The sequence below is a fragment of the Actinoplanes regularis genome (genome assembly GCF_900188005.1).
Classification (GTDB): Bacteria; Actinomycetota; Actinomycetes; order Mycobacteriales; family Micromonosporaceae; genus Actinoplanes; species Actinoplanes regularis.
The window spans coordinates 151362-167503 of record NZ_FZNR01000008.1 but is presented as its reverse complement, the minus strand read 5'-3'; the positions used below and the strand labels follow the sequence as shown (position 1 = coordinate 167503).

General features: G+C 71.8%; 14 protein-coding genes. 8 read left to right on the top strand and 6 right to left on the bottom strand.

Going from position 1 to position 16142, the window contains the following annotated elements:
- Positions 1–3: 3 nt before the first annotated feature.
- The 4 genes from CHC09_RS22210 to CHC09_RS22195 form a co-directional block, all read right to left on the bottom strand.
- The gene (locus CHC09_RS22210) at positions 4–594 is read right to left on the bottom strand and encodes a nucleotide exchange factor GrpE (RefSeq protein ID WP_179277219.1); all 591 of its coding nucleotides are present in this window, start codon (positions 592–594) and stop codon (positions 4–6) included.
- Positions 595–797: 203 nt separating this feature from the next.
- Positions 798–1349 (bottom strand): thymidine kinase, encoded by a 552-nt coding sequence (locus CHC09_RS22205; protein WP_089295098.1) that lies wholly within the window; start codon positions 1347–1349, stop codon positions 798–800.
- A 44-nt stretch (positions 1350–1393) separates the two neighbouring features.
- Entirely contained in the window at positions 1394–5329 is a 3936-nt protein-coding gene (locus CHC09_RS22200) for a bifunctional nitrate reductase/sulfite reductase flavoprotein subunit alpha (RefSeq protein ID WP_089295097.1), read from the bottom strand.
- 137 nt (positions 5330–5466) lie between these two features.
- Positions 5467–7095, bottom strand: a complete 1629-nt coding sequence (locus tag CHC09_RS22195; RefSeq protein WP_239138409.1) for an amidohydrolase — start codon at positions 7093–7095, stop codon at positions 5467–5469.
- 178 nt (positions 7096–7273) lie between these two features.
- On the opposite strand from CHC09_RS22195, the gene CHC09_RS22190 reads away from it, so the two are divergent.
- From CHC09_RS22190 to CHC09_RS22180, 3 genes are read left to right on the top strand one after another with little or no spacing between them, the layout of a single operon-like run.
- Complete coding sequence (locus tag CHC09_RS22190) at positions 7274–8425, top strand: Gfo/Idh/MocA family protein (RefSeq protein ID WP_089295095.1); 1152 nt, start codon at positions 7274–7276, stop codon at positions 8423–8425.
- Between the two features lies 1 nt (position 8426).
- Positions 8427–9566 (top strand): dihydrodipicolinate synthase family protein, encoded by a 1140-nt coding sequence (locus tag CHC09_RS22185; protein ID WP_089295094.1) that lies wholly within the window; start codon positions 8427–8429, stop codon positions 9564–9566.
- Positions 9563–10357, top strand: coding sequence for a sugar phosphate isomerase/epimerase family protein (locus CHC09_RS22180; protein ID WP_089295093.1), 795 nt, complete (start codon positions 9563–9565; stop codon positions 10355–10357). The genes CHC09_RS22185 and CHC09_RS22180 overlap by 4 nt, the downstream gene beginning before the upstream one ends.
- A gap of 51 nt (positions 10358–10408) precedes the next feature.
- Here the strand turns inward: CHC09_RS22180 and CHC09_RS22175 are convergent, their stop codons facing one another.
- On the bottom strand, positions 10409–11161 hold the full coding sequence (locus CHC09_RS22175; protein ID WP_089295092.1) for an alpha/beta fold hydrolase: 753 nt from the start codon (positions 11159–11161) through the stop codon (positions 10409–10411).
- A gap of 57 nt (positions 11162–11218) precedes the next feature.
- On the opposite strand from CHC09_RS22175, the gene CHC09_RS22170 reads away from it, so the two are divergent.
- The 5 genes from CHC09_RS22170 (at position 11219) to CHC09_RS22150 (ending at position 15568) form a co-directional block, all read left to right on the top strand.
- The gene (locus CHC09_RS22170; RefSeq protein ID WP_089295091.1) at positions 11219–11803 is read left to right on the top strand and encodes an RNA polymerase sigma factor; all 585 of its coding nucleotides are present in this window, start codon (positions 11219–11221) and stop codon (positions 11801–11803) included.
- A complete protein-coding gene (locus tag CHC09_RS22165) occupies positions 11800–12597 on the top strand; it encodes a cupin domain-containing protein (protein ID WP_089295090.1) in 798 nt (265 codons plus the stop codon). The genes CHC09_RS22170 and CHC09_RS22165 overlap by 4 nt, the downstream gene beginning before the upstream one ends.
- Positions 12598–12610: 13 nt before the next feature.
- Entirely contained in the window at positions 12611–13411 is an 801-nt protein-coding gene (locus tag CHC09_RS22160; RefSeq protein WP_089295089.1) for an ABC transporter ATP-binding protein, read from the top strand.
- A 61-nt stretch (positions 13412–13472) separates the two neighbouring features.
- Positions 13473–14750 carry a hypothetical protein gene (locus CHC09_RS22155; protein WP_089295088.1) on the top strand — a complete coding sequence of 426 codons (1278 nt, stop codon included), beginning with the start codon at positions 13473–13475 and terminating at the stop codon, positions 14748–14750.
- A gap of 215 nt (positions 14751–14965) precedes the next feature.
- Complete coding sequence (locus tag CHC09_RS22150; RefSeq protein WP_089295087.1) at positions 14966–15568, top strand: hypothetical protein; 603 nt, start codon at positions 14966–14968, stop codon at positions 15566–15568.
- Between the two features lie 15 nt (positions 15569–15583).
- On the opposite strand, the gene CHC09_RS22145 is transcribed toward CHC09_RS22150, so the two are convergent.
- A complete protein-coding gene (locus tag CHC09_RS22145) occupies positions 15584–15931 on the bottom strand; it encodes an ArsR/SmtB family transcription factor (protein WP_089295086.1) in 348 nt (115 codons plus the stop codon).
- Between the last annotated feature and the right edge of the window lie 211 nt (positions 15932–16142).

Sequence of the window (16142 nt, the reverse complement as noted above, 5' to 3'; positions counted from 1 at the left end):
GGGCTACTCGCTTCCGACGGAGTCAGGGTGAACGGGTTGCGGGCCGGAGTCCACCAGCGCGAGGTCGACGGAGTCGTCCGTGGCCGGGGGCGCCTCGTACCGGTAGAGCCGGGCCCGGGCCGGGCGGCGCACCCGGCCGGTCTCGATCTCCAGCAGGCCGGCGGCGAGCGGCTCGGCGACGGTCCTGTCCCGGCTCGGGTCGGTGGTCGGCACGGTGCCGGCCGGAGCGTGCCGGCCGGTCGTGAACGGCTCGCCGGGAACGGCGGGGAACAGCTCATACCCGCAGCGCTCGACGGCGAGCGTGACGTCGTCGGCGAAGCTGCCCATCAGCTTGCCGGTCCGCGGATCGTCCTCGGCCAGGCGTTGCGCCTCGCGGGCCAGCGAGTCGTGCAGCCGCAGCAGGTCGGTGACGACCGGCTCCAGGATCACCCGGCGCAGGCCGTCACGGAACTGCTGGTTCTCCTCGTGCAGCCGGTCGATGACGGTCTCGCGGTGCGCCGAGCGCCGGTGGAACTCCGCCAGCTGCGCCTCGACGCGCTCCAGGCGGGTGAGCAGCGGGTCCGGTTCCCCTGGATGGTCCGGGAATTCGCCCACGCGTCATCGCCTCCCCTACGCGCTACGTCCGTCACTGTCAGTTTTGGAACGTATCGGGTCTTGCTGGGGAGCGCCATGCCCGGGTGTGCACCGATGACGGTTTTATGGCCGGGGGCGTAGATCGTTCGGGCGAATGGCCTCGGTGAGCCGCCGATCTTCAGTGGACCTTTGTCAGAAGATCGACAGATCTGATCATGGGCGGTTCAGGGCAGGACGACGCAGCGGCGGCAGCGGGCCTCATAGGTATAGGTGCCGTCGTCCGGCAACGCCGTCGACGGGGCGAGCTCCAGGAGGAACGGCTTGCCGCTCTCCAGTACCTGGGTGTGCGTCGCGTCCAGTGAGCGGCAGACGTCGCACACCGCGCGCCGGTAGATCACCTTCTCCGGCGCCAGCTCGAACAGCGCCCGGACCGGCGCGAACAGTTGCCCCCGGTGGTCCAGGTCGATCCCGGCGACGACGACCTTGATCCCGCGCCGGACCGCGACGCCGAGCACCGCGATGTCGTCGGCGGTGAACATGTGGATCTCGTCCACGCCGATCACCTCGACGTCCCCGTCCGCCGCCCCGGCGAGGGAGTGCACCTTCACCGTCTCCAGGCTGCCGCCGACCCGGGACATCACCGCGGTGTCCCGCCCGTGCCGCGCCGACTGGTAGATGCGGTGCGGGATGCCGGTGTGCTGCAGCGGCGACAGCAAGCTGATCATCTCGAGCGACTTGCCGCCCTTCATCGGGCCGAGGATCACGGTCAGGTCCATACCGCAGAGCCTGCCACCCGGCCTTCCCGCCGGCGTACCGGCCGTCAGTACACGTCGCGAACGTAACGCTTGTCGGCGGTGAGCTGTTTGAGGTAGGCGGTGGCCGCCTCGGGCGACAGGCGGCCGTGGTTGACCGCGATCTCGTGCAGCGCCCGGTCCACGTCCTTGGCCATCCGGCTGGCGTCGCCGCACACGTAGAAGTGCGCCCCGTCCTTCAGCCACGCCCACAGCTGGGCACCGTGCTCGCGCATCCGGTCCTGGACGTAGACCTTGGCCCGCTGATCCCGGGAGAACGCCAGGTCGAGCCGGGTCAGCGTGCCCGCGGCGGAGAGCGCCGACAGCTCCTCCCGGTAGTAGAAGTCGGTGTCCCGGCGCTGCTCGCCGAAGAACAGCCAGTTCGCCCCGGACGCCCCGGTCGCCTGCCGCTCCTGGAGGAAGCCGAGGAACGGCGCCACCCCGGTCCCCGGGCCTACCATGATCGTCGGGGTGGCCGGGTCCGCCGGCGGCCGGAAGTGCGGGGCCTTCTGCACGAAGAGCGGGACCTCCAGGTCCAGCGTGGCGTCGGCCAGGTGCGTGGAGCAGACGCCCTTGCGGGCCCGGCCGAGCAGGCTGTCGAAGCGGACCACCGACACGGTCAGGCTGACCTGGTCCGGGTCGACCAGCGGGGTCGAGCTGATCGAGTAGAGCCGGGGCTGCAACCGCTTCAGCACGCCGGCCCACTCCTGCGCGGAGGCGCGCACGCCCTGCTCGGCGAGCACGTCGACGGCCTGCCGGCCCCACGTCCATTTCGCCAGCTCACCCTTGTTGTCCGGGCGGAGCAGGGTCTTCAGCTGGGGGTCACCGCCGCGCTCGGCGGTAAACCGGAGCAGGTCAGTGGTGATCTTCGTGATGTCCAGGTGCCGGGTGAGCGCCTCGGAGAGCGGGATCATGCCGACCCTGTCGAGCTCGACCGCGGTGTCCGCGGTGAGACCGGTGACGCTCAGCCACTCGTTGACCAGCTGGGGATCGTTGACCGGCCAGACGCCGAGCGCGTCACCGACCTGGTAGTCCAGCAGGCCGCCGGTGTGGAACGTGAACCGGCGGACCTCCTTGGCCGAGCCGGGGCCACTGAGCAGCCGGTTCCCGACCAGCGTCGACTTCAGCGGGGAGGACTTCGTCGGTGCCGGGGCCGGCTTCGTGGTGAGCGCCGCGATGACCGTCTCCAACCAGTCGTCGGCGGTGTCCTCGAAGTCCGGCTCGCAGTCCGCGCGAGGCGCGAGTCGGACGGCGCCCAGCTCGGCGAGGCGTTCGTCGAGCCGGCGGCCGTGGCCGCAGAAGTCGTCGTAGCTGGAGTCGCCGAAGGCCAGCACCGCGAACCGGCGGCCGTCGAGGCGGGGCGCGGTGTCGGCGGCCAGCGACTGCCAGAACGCGGCGCCGTTGTCGGGCGCGTCCCCGTCGCCGAACGTGCTGGTCACGACGAGCAGGTCGGCGTCCGGGTCGAGCAGGTCGGGGGCGGCCGCGTCCATGCCGCGTACCGAGATCTGCCGTCCGGTCGCGGCCAGCCGCTTGCTCAGCCCGCGCGCGAAATCCTCCGCGTTCCCGGTCTGCGAGGCCCAGAGGATCTGCAGGCGCGGCCCGGCAGGTCTGGCAAAATCCAGAATCTTCTCCGGTACGGGGGTGAACATCCCCGCGAGCAGCCCGTTCACCCACATGGCGGTGTCCGGGTCGAACGGTGCGTTGGCCGGCAGGACGGGCGCCTCCGGCCGTCCCGGCGGCAGCCCGGCCATGAACCCGGCCAGGTAGCGGCGCTGCCCGTCGGTGAGCGCGGGCGGCTGCGGATCCAGGCCGAGCAGGGTGTGGATATCGGAGGGCGCGGCCACCGGCCCGATCGGTGCGGCCACTTTGGAGAGTGCGACCGCGCACACCTTCAGCTCCGGCTGGAAACTGAGCGGGTCGACGGCGTCGCTGGTCACCGCGTTGACGCTGACGTACTCGCCGAACAGGTCGTTCCAGTGGAACGGGGCGAAGCACGCGCCCGGCGCCACCCGGTCGGTGATCACCGCGGGCAGCACCGCCCGCCCGCGCCGCGACTCGATCTCGATCTGGTCGCCCTCGACGATGCCGCGCTCCGCCGCGTCCGCCGGGTTGATCTCCACGAACGGACCCGGGTTCAGCTTGTTGAGCTTGGCCACCTTGCCGGTCTTCGTCAGGGTGTGCCACTGGTGCTGCAACCGGCCGGTGTTCAGGACGAACGGGTAGTCGTCGTCGGGCAGCTCGGCCGGGTCCAGGTGTGGGCGGGCGTGGAAGACCGCCTTCCCGCTCGCGGTCGGAAACTTGAAGTCGCGGTACCGGATCGGGTTGCGGGCCGGTCCGTCCGGCGCCGCGGGCCACTGCACCGGGCCGTCCGCGAGCCTTTCGTACGAGACTCCGCGCAGGTCGTACCCGGTCTGCGGGTTGGCGAACCGCTTGATCTCGTCGAGGATCTCGGCGGCGCTCCCGTACGAGAAAGCCGCTTCGAAGCCCATCGCGACCGCGACCCGGCAGATCAGCAGCCAGTCGGGGATCGCCTCGTCCGGAGCGTCGACCACCGGGTGGACCAGGGTCAGGTTCCGCTCCGAGTTGATCATGATGCCGTCGGTCTCGGACCACATCGCCGCCGGGAGCGTGATGTCCGCGTACGCGTTCGTCTCGGTCTCCGCGAACGCGTCCTGGGTGATCACCAGCTCGGCGGCCTCCAGGCCGGCGATCACGGTCCGCCGGTTGCCCACCGACGCGACGGGATTGGTGCAGATGATCCAGCAGGCCTTGATCCGCCCGGCGGCCATCTGCTCGAACATCTCGACGGTGCCCTTGCCGACCTCGGTGCGCAGGGTGCCGGCGGGCAGGTCCCAGATCCGCTCGGTGAACTCGCGATCGGCCGGGACCAGCACCGAGCGCTGACCGGGCAGGCCCGGGCCCATGTAGCCCATCTCCCGCCCGCCCATCGCGTTCGGCTGCCCGGTCAGCGAGAACGGCCCGCTGCCGGTACGGCAGATCGCGCCGGTCGCCAGGTGCAGATTGCAGATCGCGTTGGTGTTCCAGGTGCCGTGGGTGCTCTGGTTCAGCCCCATCGTCCAGAGCGTGACCCAGTTCTCCGCGCCGCTGATCCACTCCGCGGCGGTGCGGAGGTCCTGCTCCGGGATGCCGGTCAACTCGGCCACCCGCTCCGGCGGGTAGTCGGCGAGCAGGTCCGGCATCGCCGCCCAGCCCTCGGTGTGCGCGGCGATGAACTCCTCGTCCTTCTCCACCAGGTTGAGCAGGCCGTTCAGCAGGGCGAGGTCGGTGCCGGGGCGGACCTGCAGGAAGAGGTCGGCCTTGTCGGCGGTGGCGCTGCGCCGCGGGTCCACCACGATCAGCTTGGCGCCGGCCTTGACCCGGTCCATCATCCGCAGGAACAGGATCGGGTGGCAGTCCGCCATGTTCGCGCCGATCACGAAGAAGACGTCGGCGTGGTCCAGGTCGTCGTACGAGCCGGGTGGGCCGTCGGCGCCCAGCGACAGCTTGTAGCCGGTGCCCGCGCTGGCCATGCAGAGCCGCGAGTTCGACTCGATGTTGTTCGTCCCGATGAAACCCTTGACCAGCTTGTTCGCCAGGTACTGAGCTTCCAGGGTCATCTGGCCGGAGACGTACATGGCGAAGGCGTCCGGGCCGTGCTCGTCGATGACCGCCCGCAACCGGCGGGCAGTCTCCGCGATCGCCTCGTCCAGGGGCTGCTTCTGCGGCTCCGCGCCCCGCTCGGCGCGGACCATCGCGTACCCCAGCCGGCCCTCGGCCGCGAGCAGGTCGGCGCTGGTCGCGCCCTTCGTGCAGAGTCGGCCGCCGTTGGCCGGGTGGTTCCTGTCACCACTCACCTTGAGCACCCGGCGCCGGCCACCGGAGTCCCGGGCGACGTCGAGCACCATGCCGCAGCCCACCCCGCAATAGCCGCACACGGTGCGCACTTGAGTGACATCGGCGGCCACAGGCAGGTCCTTCCGTCCGAGTGTCGTCCTCAAACGGTCACGCTAGGAAGTCGCGATTACCGCCCTGTCACCCCTGAGTGCTTCGCGAGTTACCCGATCCTCACCGCGTTGTGACCGCGGTTGTGAGCCGGGTTCGATCAGGCCCGATGCACCACCTGGCCGGCGACGACGGTCATAGTGACTTTGGTCGCCGAGATCTCCGAGGCGGGACCGTCGAACGGGTCACGATCGAGGACCACGAGGTCCGCGACGTTTCCGGTACGAACACTGCCGCTGTCGTCACGGTGATTCACATACGCGCTTCCGGCCGTGTACGCCGCCAGCGCCGTCCCCAGATCCAGCCGCTGCTCGGGCAGGAACACCCGTCCGTCGGTGGCCCCGGGCACGGCCCGGTTCACCGCGACGTGGATGCCCTCGATCGGGTTCGGGCTGCTCACCGGCCAGTCCGAGCCGGCCGCCAGGGTCGCCCCGGAGCGCAGCAGATCGCCGAACGGGTACTGCCACGCCGCCCGCTCCGCCCCGAGGAACGGGATGGTCAGCTCGTCCATCTGCGGCTCGTGCGCGGCCCACAGCGGCTGGAGGTTCGCGGTCGCGCCGAGCCGGCGGAACCGGGCGATGTCGTCCGGGTGCACGACCTGGAGGTGGGCCAGGTGCGGCCGGGTGTCCCGGAACCCGTTCCCGGCGCGGGCGGCCTCGAGCGCGTCCAGGGCCTCCCGGACCGCCCGGTCACCGAGGGCGTGGAAGTGCACCTGGAAGTCGAGGGCGTCCAGCTCGGTGACGTATCCGGGCAGCGCCGCCGGGTCCACGAAGCTCAGCCCGCTGTTCGGCGTCGGGCAGCCGCAACCGTCCAGATAGGGCGCGGTCATCGCGGCGGTGAAGTTCTCCGCCACGCCGTCCTGCATGATCTTCACGGTCGAGCAGGTCAGCCGGCCGACGGTGAGCTGCTCGCGATGCGCCACCAGCGCGGCGATCTGCTCCGCGCCGAGGTCGCGGTCCCACCAGAGCGCGCCGGTCACCGACGCGGTCAGCCAGCCCTCGGTGGCCGCGGTCAGGTAGGCGTCGGCCGGGTCGGGGTATCCGTTGGAGCCGCGCAGCATGGCGTCCTGCCAGCCGGTGATGCCCAGCGAGTGCAGCAGCGACTGGGCCCGGCGCAGCCCGGCGACCAGCTCGGCCGGGGTGCTCTCCGGGATCAGGTCGCTGACCAGGGAGACCGCGCCCTCCTGCAGCGCCCCGACCGGGTTTCCCCCGGCATCCCGGTTGATCATGCCGTCCGCCGGGTCCGGGGTGTCCCGGGTGATCTCGGCCCGCTCCAGCGCGACCGAGTTGACCCAGGCGCCGTGATGATCCCGGTTGGTCAGGTAGACCGGCCGATCCGGGACGACGCGGTCGAGCAGCTCCCTCACCGGAACGCCGCCGGGGAAGCTCTCCATCGACCAGCCGCTGCCGGTGATCCACTCCCGATCCGGGTGGGCGGCGGCGTACGCGGTGATCCGGTTCAGGTATTCGCGCGGGTCGGTGGTGCCGGTCAGGTCGCACTGGCCCATCTCCACCCCGCCGAAGACGGCGTGGACGTGCGCGTCCTGGAAGCCGGGGATCAGCAGCCGCCCGGCCAGATCGACGACCTCGGTCTTCGGGCCACGCAGCTCACCCAGGTCGTGCCCGACGGCCAGAATCCGACCGTCCTTCACGGCCACCGCGGTGGCCCGGGACCTCGCGGGGTCGGCGGTGAACACCGGGCCCCCGGTGAAGAGCAGGTCGGCTGTCACGCAGTCTCCTCGATCTCGACGTGGCATGGCCAACCTAGGTCATGAATCTGGGCGGCGGCATCGTCGTCACCTTGCAAAACGTGGGCGGCTTCGTCTCCACCCTTGTCCCAAGCGGCTCGTGGCCCTAGGCTGCCAGCAGCAGGAAAGCGCTTTCCTTGACGCTCGGAGGTAACCGCACATGGCAGCGCGTAGATCGATCGGCATCGTCATCAACGGAGTGACCGGCCGAATGGGTTATCGGCAGCACCTGGTCCGCTCCCTGCTCGCCATCCGGGAGCAGGGCGGCGTGGCCCTCCCCGGCGGCGGTCACATCTGGCCCGAGCCGATCCTGGTCGGCCGTGACCCGGACAAACTCGCCGCGATCGCGGCGCGGCACGGCCTGACCGAGTGGACCACCGACCTGGACGCGGCGCTCGCCCGGCCGGACGTGGAGGTCTACTTCGACGCGCAGGTCACCCAGCGGCGGGAGAAGGCGATCCGCCATGCGATCAGCGCCGGCAAGCACGTCTACACCGAGAAGCCGCTCGCCGAGAGCTCGGCCGCGGCCGAGGAGCTCGCCGAACTGGCCCGGGCGGCCGGCGTCCGCAACGGCGTGGTGCAGGACAAGCTCTTCCTGCCCGGCCTGCGCAAGCTGAAGCGGCTGATCGACGGCGGCTTCTTCGGCCGGATCCTGTCGGTGCGCGGCGAGTTCGGTTACTGGGTCTTCGAGGGCGACTGGCAGGCCGCCCAGCGACCCAGCTGGAACTACCGGCTGGCCGACGGCGGCGGCATCGTGATGGACATGTTCCCGCACTGGAACTACCTGCTGGAGGAGCTGTTCGGCGCGGTCCGCGGCGTGCAGGCCACGATCGCCACGCACATCGAGACGCGGGTCGACGAGCGCGGCGACGAGTACACCGCCGACGCCGACGACGCCGCGTACGCGATCTTCGAGCTCGAGGGCGGCGTCATCGCTCAGATCAACTCCTCCTGGGCGGTCCGGGTCAACCGCGACGAGCTCGTCGAGTTCCAGGTCGACGGCGTGCTCGGCAGCGCGGTCGCCGGCCTGCGCGGTTGCAAGATCCAGCACCGGGCGACGACGCCGAAGCCGGTGTGGAACCCCGACCTTCCGCTCTCCGGCAGGTCGTTCCGCGACGAGTGGACCGAGGTGCCGGACAACGACGAGTTCGACAACGGCTTCAAGGTGCAGTGGGAGGCGTTCCTCCGGCACGTCGTCGCCGGCGAGGCGTTCCACTGGGACTTCGCCTCCGGCACCCGCGGCGTCCGGCTCGCCGAGGCCGGCCTGCGGTCGGCGCGCGAGGGCCGCCGCATCGAGCTGGGGAACGCCTGACATGGCCGTGGTGAACCTGCCGTCCGGGCCCCTGACCCTCTCCGGCCGGACCGCGTGGGAGACGCCGGCGGGCCCGCCGAGCAGCCGGATCGCGTACGCCGCGGCGCATGTCGTCGCGGATCCGCGTGCGGAGAACGCGCCCGGCGCCCCCGCCGTCCTGGACTGGGAGGCCACCCTGGCCTTCCGCCGCCACCTCTGGTCGCACGGTCTCGGCGTGGCCGAGGCGATGGACACCGCCCAGCGCGGCATGGGCCTGGATTACGCGGCGACCCGGGAGCTCGTCCGGCGCAGCGCGGCCGAGGCCGCCGCCTGCGGCGGGCGGATCGTGGCCGGGGTCGCGACCGACCAGCTGCCGCCGGGTCCGGCGAGCCTCGATCAGATCCGGTTCGCGTACGAACGTCAGCTCGCCGACGTCAGCGAAGCCGGCGCGGTGCCCGTCCTGATGTGCAGTCGCCATCTGGCCGCCACGGCCCACGACGCCGACGACTACCTGGCGATCTACCGGCCGCTGCTCGACGTCGCCGACCAGCCGGTCGTGCTGCACTGGCTCGGCACCGCCTTCGACCCCGCCCTCGAGGGCTACTGGGGCTCGTCCGACGTGGACAAGGCCACCGAATCCGTCCTCGAGCTGATCAACAGCAACCCGGCGAAGGTCGACGGCATCAAGATCTCCCTGCTTGACGCCGACCACGAGATCCGGCTGCGCCGTCGCCTGCCGCCCGGGGTCCGGCTCTACACCGGTGACGACTTCAACTATCCGGAGCTGATCCGCGGCGACGAGCAGGGCTACTCCGACGCGCTGCTCGGCATCTTCGCCGCGATCGCCCCGGCCGCCGCGGCCGCGTTCGCCGCCCTGGACCGGGGCGACCTGGAGTCCTACGACCGGATCTTCGCTCCGACGGTCCCGCTCTCCCGGCACATCTTCAAGAAGCCCACGTTCTACTACAAGACCGGCATCGTCTTCCTCGCCTGGCTGGCCGGCCATCAGCCGCACTTCACCATGGTCGGCGGCCTGCAGTCGGGCCGATCGGTGCCGCACTTCGCCGAACTGATCGAGCTTGCCGACGCCGCCGGCCTGCTGCCCGACCCCGACCTCGCGGCACACCGCGCCAACCGATTCTTCGAGGTGACCGTCGGATGAGCCGCTTCTCGTTCAACCAGATCACGGCCAAGCTGTGGGACCTGCCGGAGATGATCGCCGGCTGCGTCGAGGCCGGGGTCGGCCAGGTCGCGCTCTGGCGCGAGCCGGTCGCCGAGTACGGCCTGGCACGGTCCGCCACCCTGGTCCGCGACGCCGGCCTGACCGTCACCTCGCTCTGCCGCAGCGGGTTCTTCCAGGCCCCGGAGTGGTTCGACGACAACCGCCGGGCCGTCGACGAGGCCGCCGCCCTCGGCACGTCCGTGCTGGTGCTGGTCTCCGGCGGCCTTCCGGAGGGCTCGAAGGACCTGGCCGGTGCCCGGGAGCACGTCGCCGACTCGATCGCGCGGCTGGTCCCGTACGCGGCCGAGGCCGGGGTGACGCTGGCGATCGAGCCGCTGCACCCGATGTACGCGGCCGACCGCTGCGTGATCAACACGTGGGACCAGGCCATGGCGATCGCCGAGCAGCACCCGGTCGGCCAGGTCGGAGTGACCGTCGATACCTACCACCTGTGGTGGGACGACACCGTCCTGGAGAAGATCGCGCGGGCCGGCGAGCGGATCGCGATCTACCAGCTCGCCGACTGGATCACCCCGCTGCCGGCCGGTGTGCTGACCGGCCGTGGCCTGCCCGGCGACGGCTGCATCCAGATGCGGCCGTTCCACGACGCGGTCGACAAGGCGGGTTACACCGGCGCGATCGAGGTCGAGGTGATGAACGACGTCCTGTGGCAGCGCCCGGGCCGCGAGATCCTGGCCGCGACGATCGCCGGGTACCGCAGCGTCCGCTGATCCCCGGGACCGGCGGGCCAACGACGTCCCGGCCCGGTCCCGGTCCGCTCCTCAGCGTTGCAGTCGCTCGAGAAGCGTGTACGTCAGCTCGGGATCCTGTACGTGGGCGCTGTGGCCGACCTCGGCCAGCGTGACCGCCGTGACGTTCAGCGCGGCCAGCTGCTCGTCGGTGTTCATCGGATCGTGCGCGCCCCGAGCCAGAATGACCGGCGCCCGGCACGCGGCGAGCAGCCCCGGCAGGTCCGGCCTGCCCACGCCGAAAGCCGCGGGGTCGAGGGCCGTGCCCCACCGGTCGTCCTGCCGGACCAGCCCCGCGTCCACGGCCGGGTCGTCGATGGCGAGCAGACCGTCCAGCCCGGCCACCCGCAGGTAGCGGGCGGCGGCCTCGTCCCGTGTCGGGAACCAGGCCCGTGGCCGGGCCGCCAGTGCCTGAGCCCGCTGCAGCTCCTCATCGCTCCACGCGACCTTGACGCCGAGCCCGACGACCCCGCGCACCGTCGTGGGCAGGCGTGCGGCCAGCGCGAGCGCGACGACCCCGCCCAGCGAGTGCCCGGCCACGAAGGTCGGCTGGTCCGGCGGAATCACCTCGGCCACCGCGGCGGCGAGGTCGTCGAAGGTGTAGCGGGCCAACGGCGCGGAGCCGCCGTGACCGGGCAGATCGGGCGCCACCCAGCGACCGGGCCAGCGCCGCTCGAGCAGTGCCGACCAGCCGTTCCACACGTCGGCGGTCCCGCCCAGACCGTGCAGCAGCAGAAGAACCGGGTCGCCGTGACCACCGTGGAGAACTCGCAGACCAGTCGCCATCCCAGCAGTCTGAAGTCAGTCACACCGGCCGACCTAGTGTGACGTGGATCACGTTCAATGGAGAACCGTGGCGGGCCTGTCGTCGTCTTGCTGGTTGTGAGACGAAGCCTGGACACGGCCGACGAGGCGGAACTCGTGCGCCGCACCGCCACCGGCGACCGGCACGCGTTCGACGAGCTGTACCGGCGGACGTCGCCGTGGCTCGCCGTGCGGCTGCGCCGCAGGTGCGCCGACGACGACGTGGTCGCCGACGTGATGCAGGAGACCTACCTGGCTGTCTGGCGCGCGGCCGGCGACTTCGCCGGGTCGGCGGCCTCCGGCAGCGCGGTCGGCTGGTTGTGGACCATCGCCGCCAACCGGCTGGTCGACGCGTTCCGGCGCCGGGCCCGCCAGCAGCAGGCGCCGGTCCCGGCCGCGACGACCGCCCCCGCGGCCGAGGACGAGGTCATGGCCGGGCGGGTCGGTCAGGAACTGGAACAGGCGCTGCTCACGCTTCCGCCGGACGTGCGGCAGGTACTGCGGGCGATGGTTCTCGACGGGCTCTCCGTCCGCGAGACGTCGCTGCTGCTGGGGGTGCCGGAAGGCACCGTGAAGTCCCGGGCGCGGCGGGCCCGGATCGCTCTGCGGGAGGCGCTGTCATGACCGGGCACCCGAGTCCTTCGGTGATCTCCCGTTACGCCGGTGGCGACCTGGACCTCGACGAGGCCACGCTCTGGTCTGTCGAGGTGCATCTCGAGGAGTGCGCGGACTGCCGCGCCCGCCTGGCCGGCAGCGCGCCGGGCGACGTCGTCGCACTGCTCGAACGGGTGAGCGCCGGCGTGGAACTCCAGGTCGCGGCGGGGCCCGCCCCGGCCCGTCGGCGCTGGTCGGCGCGGCGCCACCGCTGGCTGGTCTGGCGGCTGGTGCCGTGGCTCACCATGACGGCGACGGTCCTGGGCTGTGCGGTGCTGCTCCAGGCGCTGAGGCCGAGCCTGCCGTCGCTGGTGCTGCTGCTGGCTCCGGTCGCGCCCCTGCCCGGGGTGGCGGTCGCGTGGAGCCGGGGCAGTGATCCGGCATGGGAACTGGTCGCCAGCACACCCGCGGCCGGCCTGTCGCTGCTGTTGCGGCGTGCCGCGGCGGTGCTGGCCGTGATCGTGCCGGTGCTGGGCCTGGCGAGCAACCGCACCGGCGTCTCGCTGGCCCTGGCCCTGTCGCCCTGTCTCGCCTTCACCACCATGGCCATCGCGCTGGGAGTCGTCGTCGGCGTACGTCGCGCCGCGATCGGGCTCGCTGCCGCCTGGGGACTCGTGGTGGCCCTTCCCGCGCTGCTCACCGCCGATCTTCCGGTGCTGCTGCGGCCCGGCGGCATCGCGGTCTGGGTGCTGGTCACCGTTGCTTCGGCCGGTTTCGCCGTGACTCGGGCGGACCGCTTCCGGCGGCTCTCGAGCCGCAACTGAAAGGAGAACGATCATGCGTACGGTGAGTGCGGCCGAAACCGCCCCCACCACCCATCCCTGGGTGGTGCACGCCGAGCAACTGCGCGTCCGGGCCGGGCGGCACCTGGCCGTGGACGGGCTCGACCTGGCGCTGGGCAACGGCGTTCACGGCCTGCTCGGCCCGAACGGAGCCGGCAAGACGACGCTGATGCGGGCCCTGGCCACCGTGGTGGAACCGGCCGGCGGCCGGCTGACCCTGCTCGGTGAGTCCGTGGACGGGCGCGGCGACTACCGGAAAGTGCGCCGCGGGCTGGGCTATCTCCCGCAGCAGTTCGGGTTCTATCCCCGCTTCACGGTGCGGGAGTTCGTCGAATACATGGCCTGGCTCAAGGAGATGCCGAAGACCGCGGTGCCCGGTGCGGTGCAGCGGGCGATCGAACGGGTCGGCCTCGCCGACCGGGCCGACGCCCGGATGAAGACGCTCTCCGGCGGCATGCTGCGCCGGGCGGGTATCGCGCAGGCGATCGTCAACGACCCCGCCGTGCTGCTGCTCGACGAGCCGACCGTCGGCCTCGACCCGGAGCAGCGCCTCGACTTCCGGGAGCTGCTGCGCGACTTCGGCGTCGACAGCTGCGTCCTGGTCTCCACCCATCTGGTCGAGGACGTGGTGGCGGCGTGCACCGACGTGGTGATGATGAATGAGGGCCGGCTGCTCTTCCAGGGCACACCGGAGGCCCTGATCGCGCAGGGCAGCGAGGGCGACGCCGGCGACAGCCCCGCCGAGCGGGGCTACTCGGCGCTGCTCCGCCGGCACCGGGCGGAGGCCGCGGCATGAGCGAGCTTGCGAGCGAATCAGTCGGCTCAGGTCTACGCCGGAGCGAAGCGGAGGTAGCGGCATGAGACGCGTTTTCGGCATCGAGCTTCGCCGGTCCGCGGCGGTCGGGTCCGCCCTGATCCTGCTGGTCGTCGGCGTCGCACTGCTGTACTTCGTCGACGAGTCGGACTGGTCGGGCGGATGGATGCAGCTGGTCATGACGCAGCGGCTGTACCTGGCGCTCCTGTGGCCCCTGGCGCTGGCCGCCGGTGCCTGGCAGGGCCGGCGGGAGCGGCAGTCGAACGTGACCGAGCTGTTCGCGAGCACCCCCCGGTCCCGCGCCTCGCGGACGGTTCCCACGCTCGGTGCGATGGCCCTCACCGTCGTCTGCGGATATCTGCTGATGGGGGTCGCGGGTGGCGTCTCGCTCATCGGCACCGCCGAGTACCTGCCGCTGCCGGTCCTGGCCGTCACGGCGGTCGGCGCGCTGTCGCTGATCGCGGCGGTCTGGGTCGGCCTGGCGGTCGGCCGTCTGTTGCCGTCTCTGGTGACGGCGCCGTCCCTGGCCGTGGCGGGCCTGGGACTGCTTCTGCTCATCCCCGCGGCCACCCGTCCCCGGGGGTGGCTGGCGCTGGTCTTCTCGCCGATCTACGAGATGAACCTGCCGGAGGAGTACGCGACCGTGCCCGGCCGGGCCAGCGCCGCCCAGGCCGTCTGGATGGCCGCGCTCGCGGTCACCGCGGTGATGCTGTTCGCGTCCGGCGGCCGGCGGATCCGGGTGGCCGCGCTGCTGCCGGTGGTGCTGGGCGCCACGCTGGCGATCTCGGTCATGCCGCACCGGAACCGGCTCGTCGTCGACGCGGTCGATCCGGTCGCGAAGGAACTGGTCTGCGCTGAGGACGAGCCGCGGGTCTGCGTCAGCCGGGTGCACGCCGGGCTGCTGCCCGAGTTGGTCCCGCAGGCGAGGGAGGCGCTGACGGTCCTCGCGAGGATTCCCGGCGCGCCGACGCGGGTGCACGAGGACAACACCACGTATGTCCCGTTCGTGCCGGCGCCGCAGAGCCCCGACGTCGTGCTGCTCCGGGTCGAGCCCGGGCGGACCGGTCAGGTGGTGCGGGAACTGGTGGTCGCGGCGTTCTCCGCCGCACCCGAGTGCGAGGGCGGTCCGCGCCCGGCGGACGCGCGCGCGGCCGGGTTCTGGCTGCTCGGCACCGAGCCGGTGGCCCTCTCCGAGTACGAGGATGCGGAGGTCGGCCCCGACGCCGTGCGGCGCTGGCAGGAGCTTCGCGGCCTGCCCGCCCCGGAGGCGGCGGCCCGCGTCGCCGCGATCCGCAAGGCCGCGGCGGGCTGCACGCAATGAGCGAGCTTGCGAGCGAATCAGTCGGCTCAGGTGTCTGCTCAGGTCGGCGCCGGAGCGAAGCGGAGGTGGCGGCGTGAGCGAGCTTGCGAGCGAATCAGTCGGCTCAGGTGTCGGCTCAGGTCGACGCCGGAGCGAAGCGGAGGTGGCGGCGTGAGCGAGCTTGCGAGCGAATCAGTTGGCTCAGGTCGACGCCGGAGCGATGCGGAGGTGGCGGCGTGAGGTGGCTGCTGCTCTACCTGCGCTCCCGGCGCGCCCCGATGGCGCTGGCGATGGCCGGCGGCTGTACGGCGTTGATGTGGTCACTGTGGATGATCTTCTCCGACAGCCGCGACGCGGGCCCAGAGCTCGTCGTACTGACGGTGCTCCTGCTGGTGGCGGCCCTCACCACCACCCTGGTCAGCCCGGACGGCGCCCTGGAGCGCACGGCCGCGCTCTCCTGGCCGCTCCGGCGGGCCGCGCACCTGGTGACGGCTCTGCTGCTCGTGGTGGCGCTGCTCGCGGTCACGCTCGTCACCCCGGCACGCTTCGGGCCCGCGTCGCTGGTGGCGCGGGACGCGGCCGGGCTGCTGGGCCTGACCGCCCTGGGCGCCACGGTGATCAGCCCGTCCCGGTCGTGGTTCGTGCCGTTGGGCTGGACGTTGGCGGCCATCCTCTTCCCACGCTCGGAGGGGACGCTCGGACCGGTTCTGACCTGGCAGACGCAGGCCCCGGGAAGCGGCGCCGCCGTGGTGACGGCGCTGTTGCTGGGCGCCGGCGGGCTCGTCGCGTACACCGTGGCCGGCCCCGCGCGGCGAGCGACCGCCGAGGCCACCGGCTAGGCGGCACGGCGGGTGTCAGGTCCGGGCTCCGGGCCGGTTCTGAGCGCGTAGCTCGACCAGCAGGCCGTCGCGGTCGGTGAGCACGGCGCCGAGGATCCGGCGGCCGGCCGCGAGCAGGTCCGCGACATCGGGCGTGCTCAGGGCATACATCACCAGCGAGCCCTCCCGGAACGAGACCACGATGCCGACCCTGCGCAGCACCGCGAGCTGCTGGGACAGATTCGACGCCTCCACGTCGATCTCGGCGAGCAGGTCCCGGACCGGTCGTGGCCCGTCCTGTAACAGTTCCAGGACCCGGATCCGGACCGGGTGGCCGAGGGTCCGGAACATCTCGGCCTTCGCCTGGTACAGCGGCACTGACACGACGGGTCCCCTCCAGTCATTCACACCGGCCAACGCGGGGAGAACAGCCCGGTTACGCGTCTTGGCGACTTTCGGAGTTGCGAAAATCTTCAACTCGCTCGCTGCCAATTCAAGAGTGGCGGAGCCCGACATTTCAAGCCGGACATCATGTGCGACGGGGTTTCCCCGGGGTCGGTGAAAGTCGATGTCGATCGGAGCGAGCCATGGGAGG

What these genes read in the sequence shown, in the direction of transcription:
- CHC09_RS22165 (WP_089295090.1), top strand. Translation starts at nt 11,800, where the DNA reads ATGACCGGGCACCCGAGTCCTTCGGTGATCTCCCGTTACGCCGGTGGC.
- CHC09_RS22185 (WP_089295094.1), top strand. Translation starts at nt 8,427, where the DNA reads ATGGCCGTGGTGAACCTGCCGTCCGGGCCCCTGACCCTCTCCGGCCGG.
- CHC09_RS22160 (WP_089295089.1), top strand. Translation starts at nt 12,611, where the DNA reads ATGCGTACGGTGAGTGCGGCCGAAACCGCCCCCACCACCCATCCCTGG.
- CHC09_RS22180 (WP_089295093.1), top strand. Translation starts at nt 9,563, where the DNA reads ATGAGCCGCTTCTCGTTCAACCAGATCACGGCCAAGCTGTGGGACCTG.
- CHC09_RS22190 (WP_089295095.1), top strand. Translation starts at nt 7,274, where the DNA reads ATGGCAGCGCGTAGATCGATCGGCATCGTCATCAACGGAGTGACCGGC.
- CHC09_RS22155 (WP_089295088.1), top strand. Translation starts at nt 13,473, where the DNA reads ATGAGACGCGTTTTCGGCATCGAGCTTCGCCGGTCCGCGGCGGTCGGG.
- CHC09_RS22175 (WP_089295092.1), bottom strand. Translation starts at nt 11,161, where the DNA reads ATGGCGACTGGTCTGCGAGTTCTCCACGGTGGTCACGGCGACCCGGTT.
- CHC09_RS22170 (WP_089295091.1), top strand. Translation starts at nt 11,219, where the DNA reads ATGGAGAACCGTGGCGGGCCTGTCGTCGTCTTGCTGGTTGTGAGACGA.
- CHC09_RS22205 (WP_089295098.1), bottom strand. Translation starts at nt 1,349, where the DNA reads ATGGACCTGACCGTGATCCTCGGCCCGATGAAGGGCGGCAAGTCGCTC.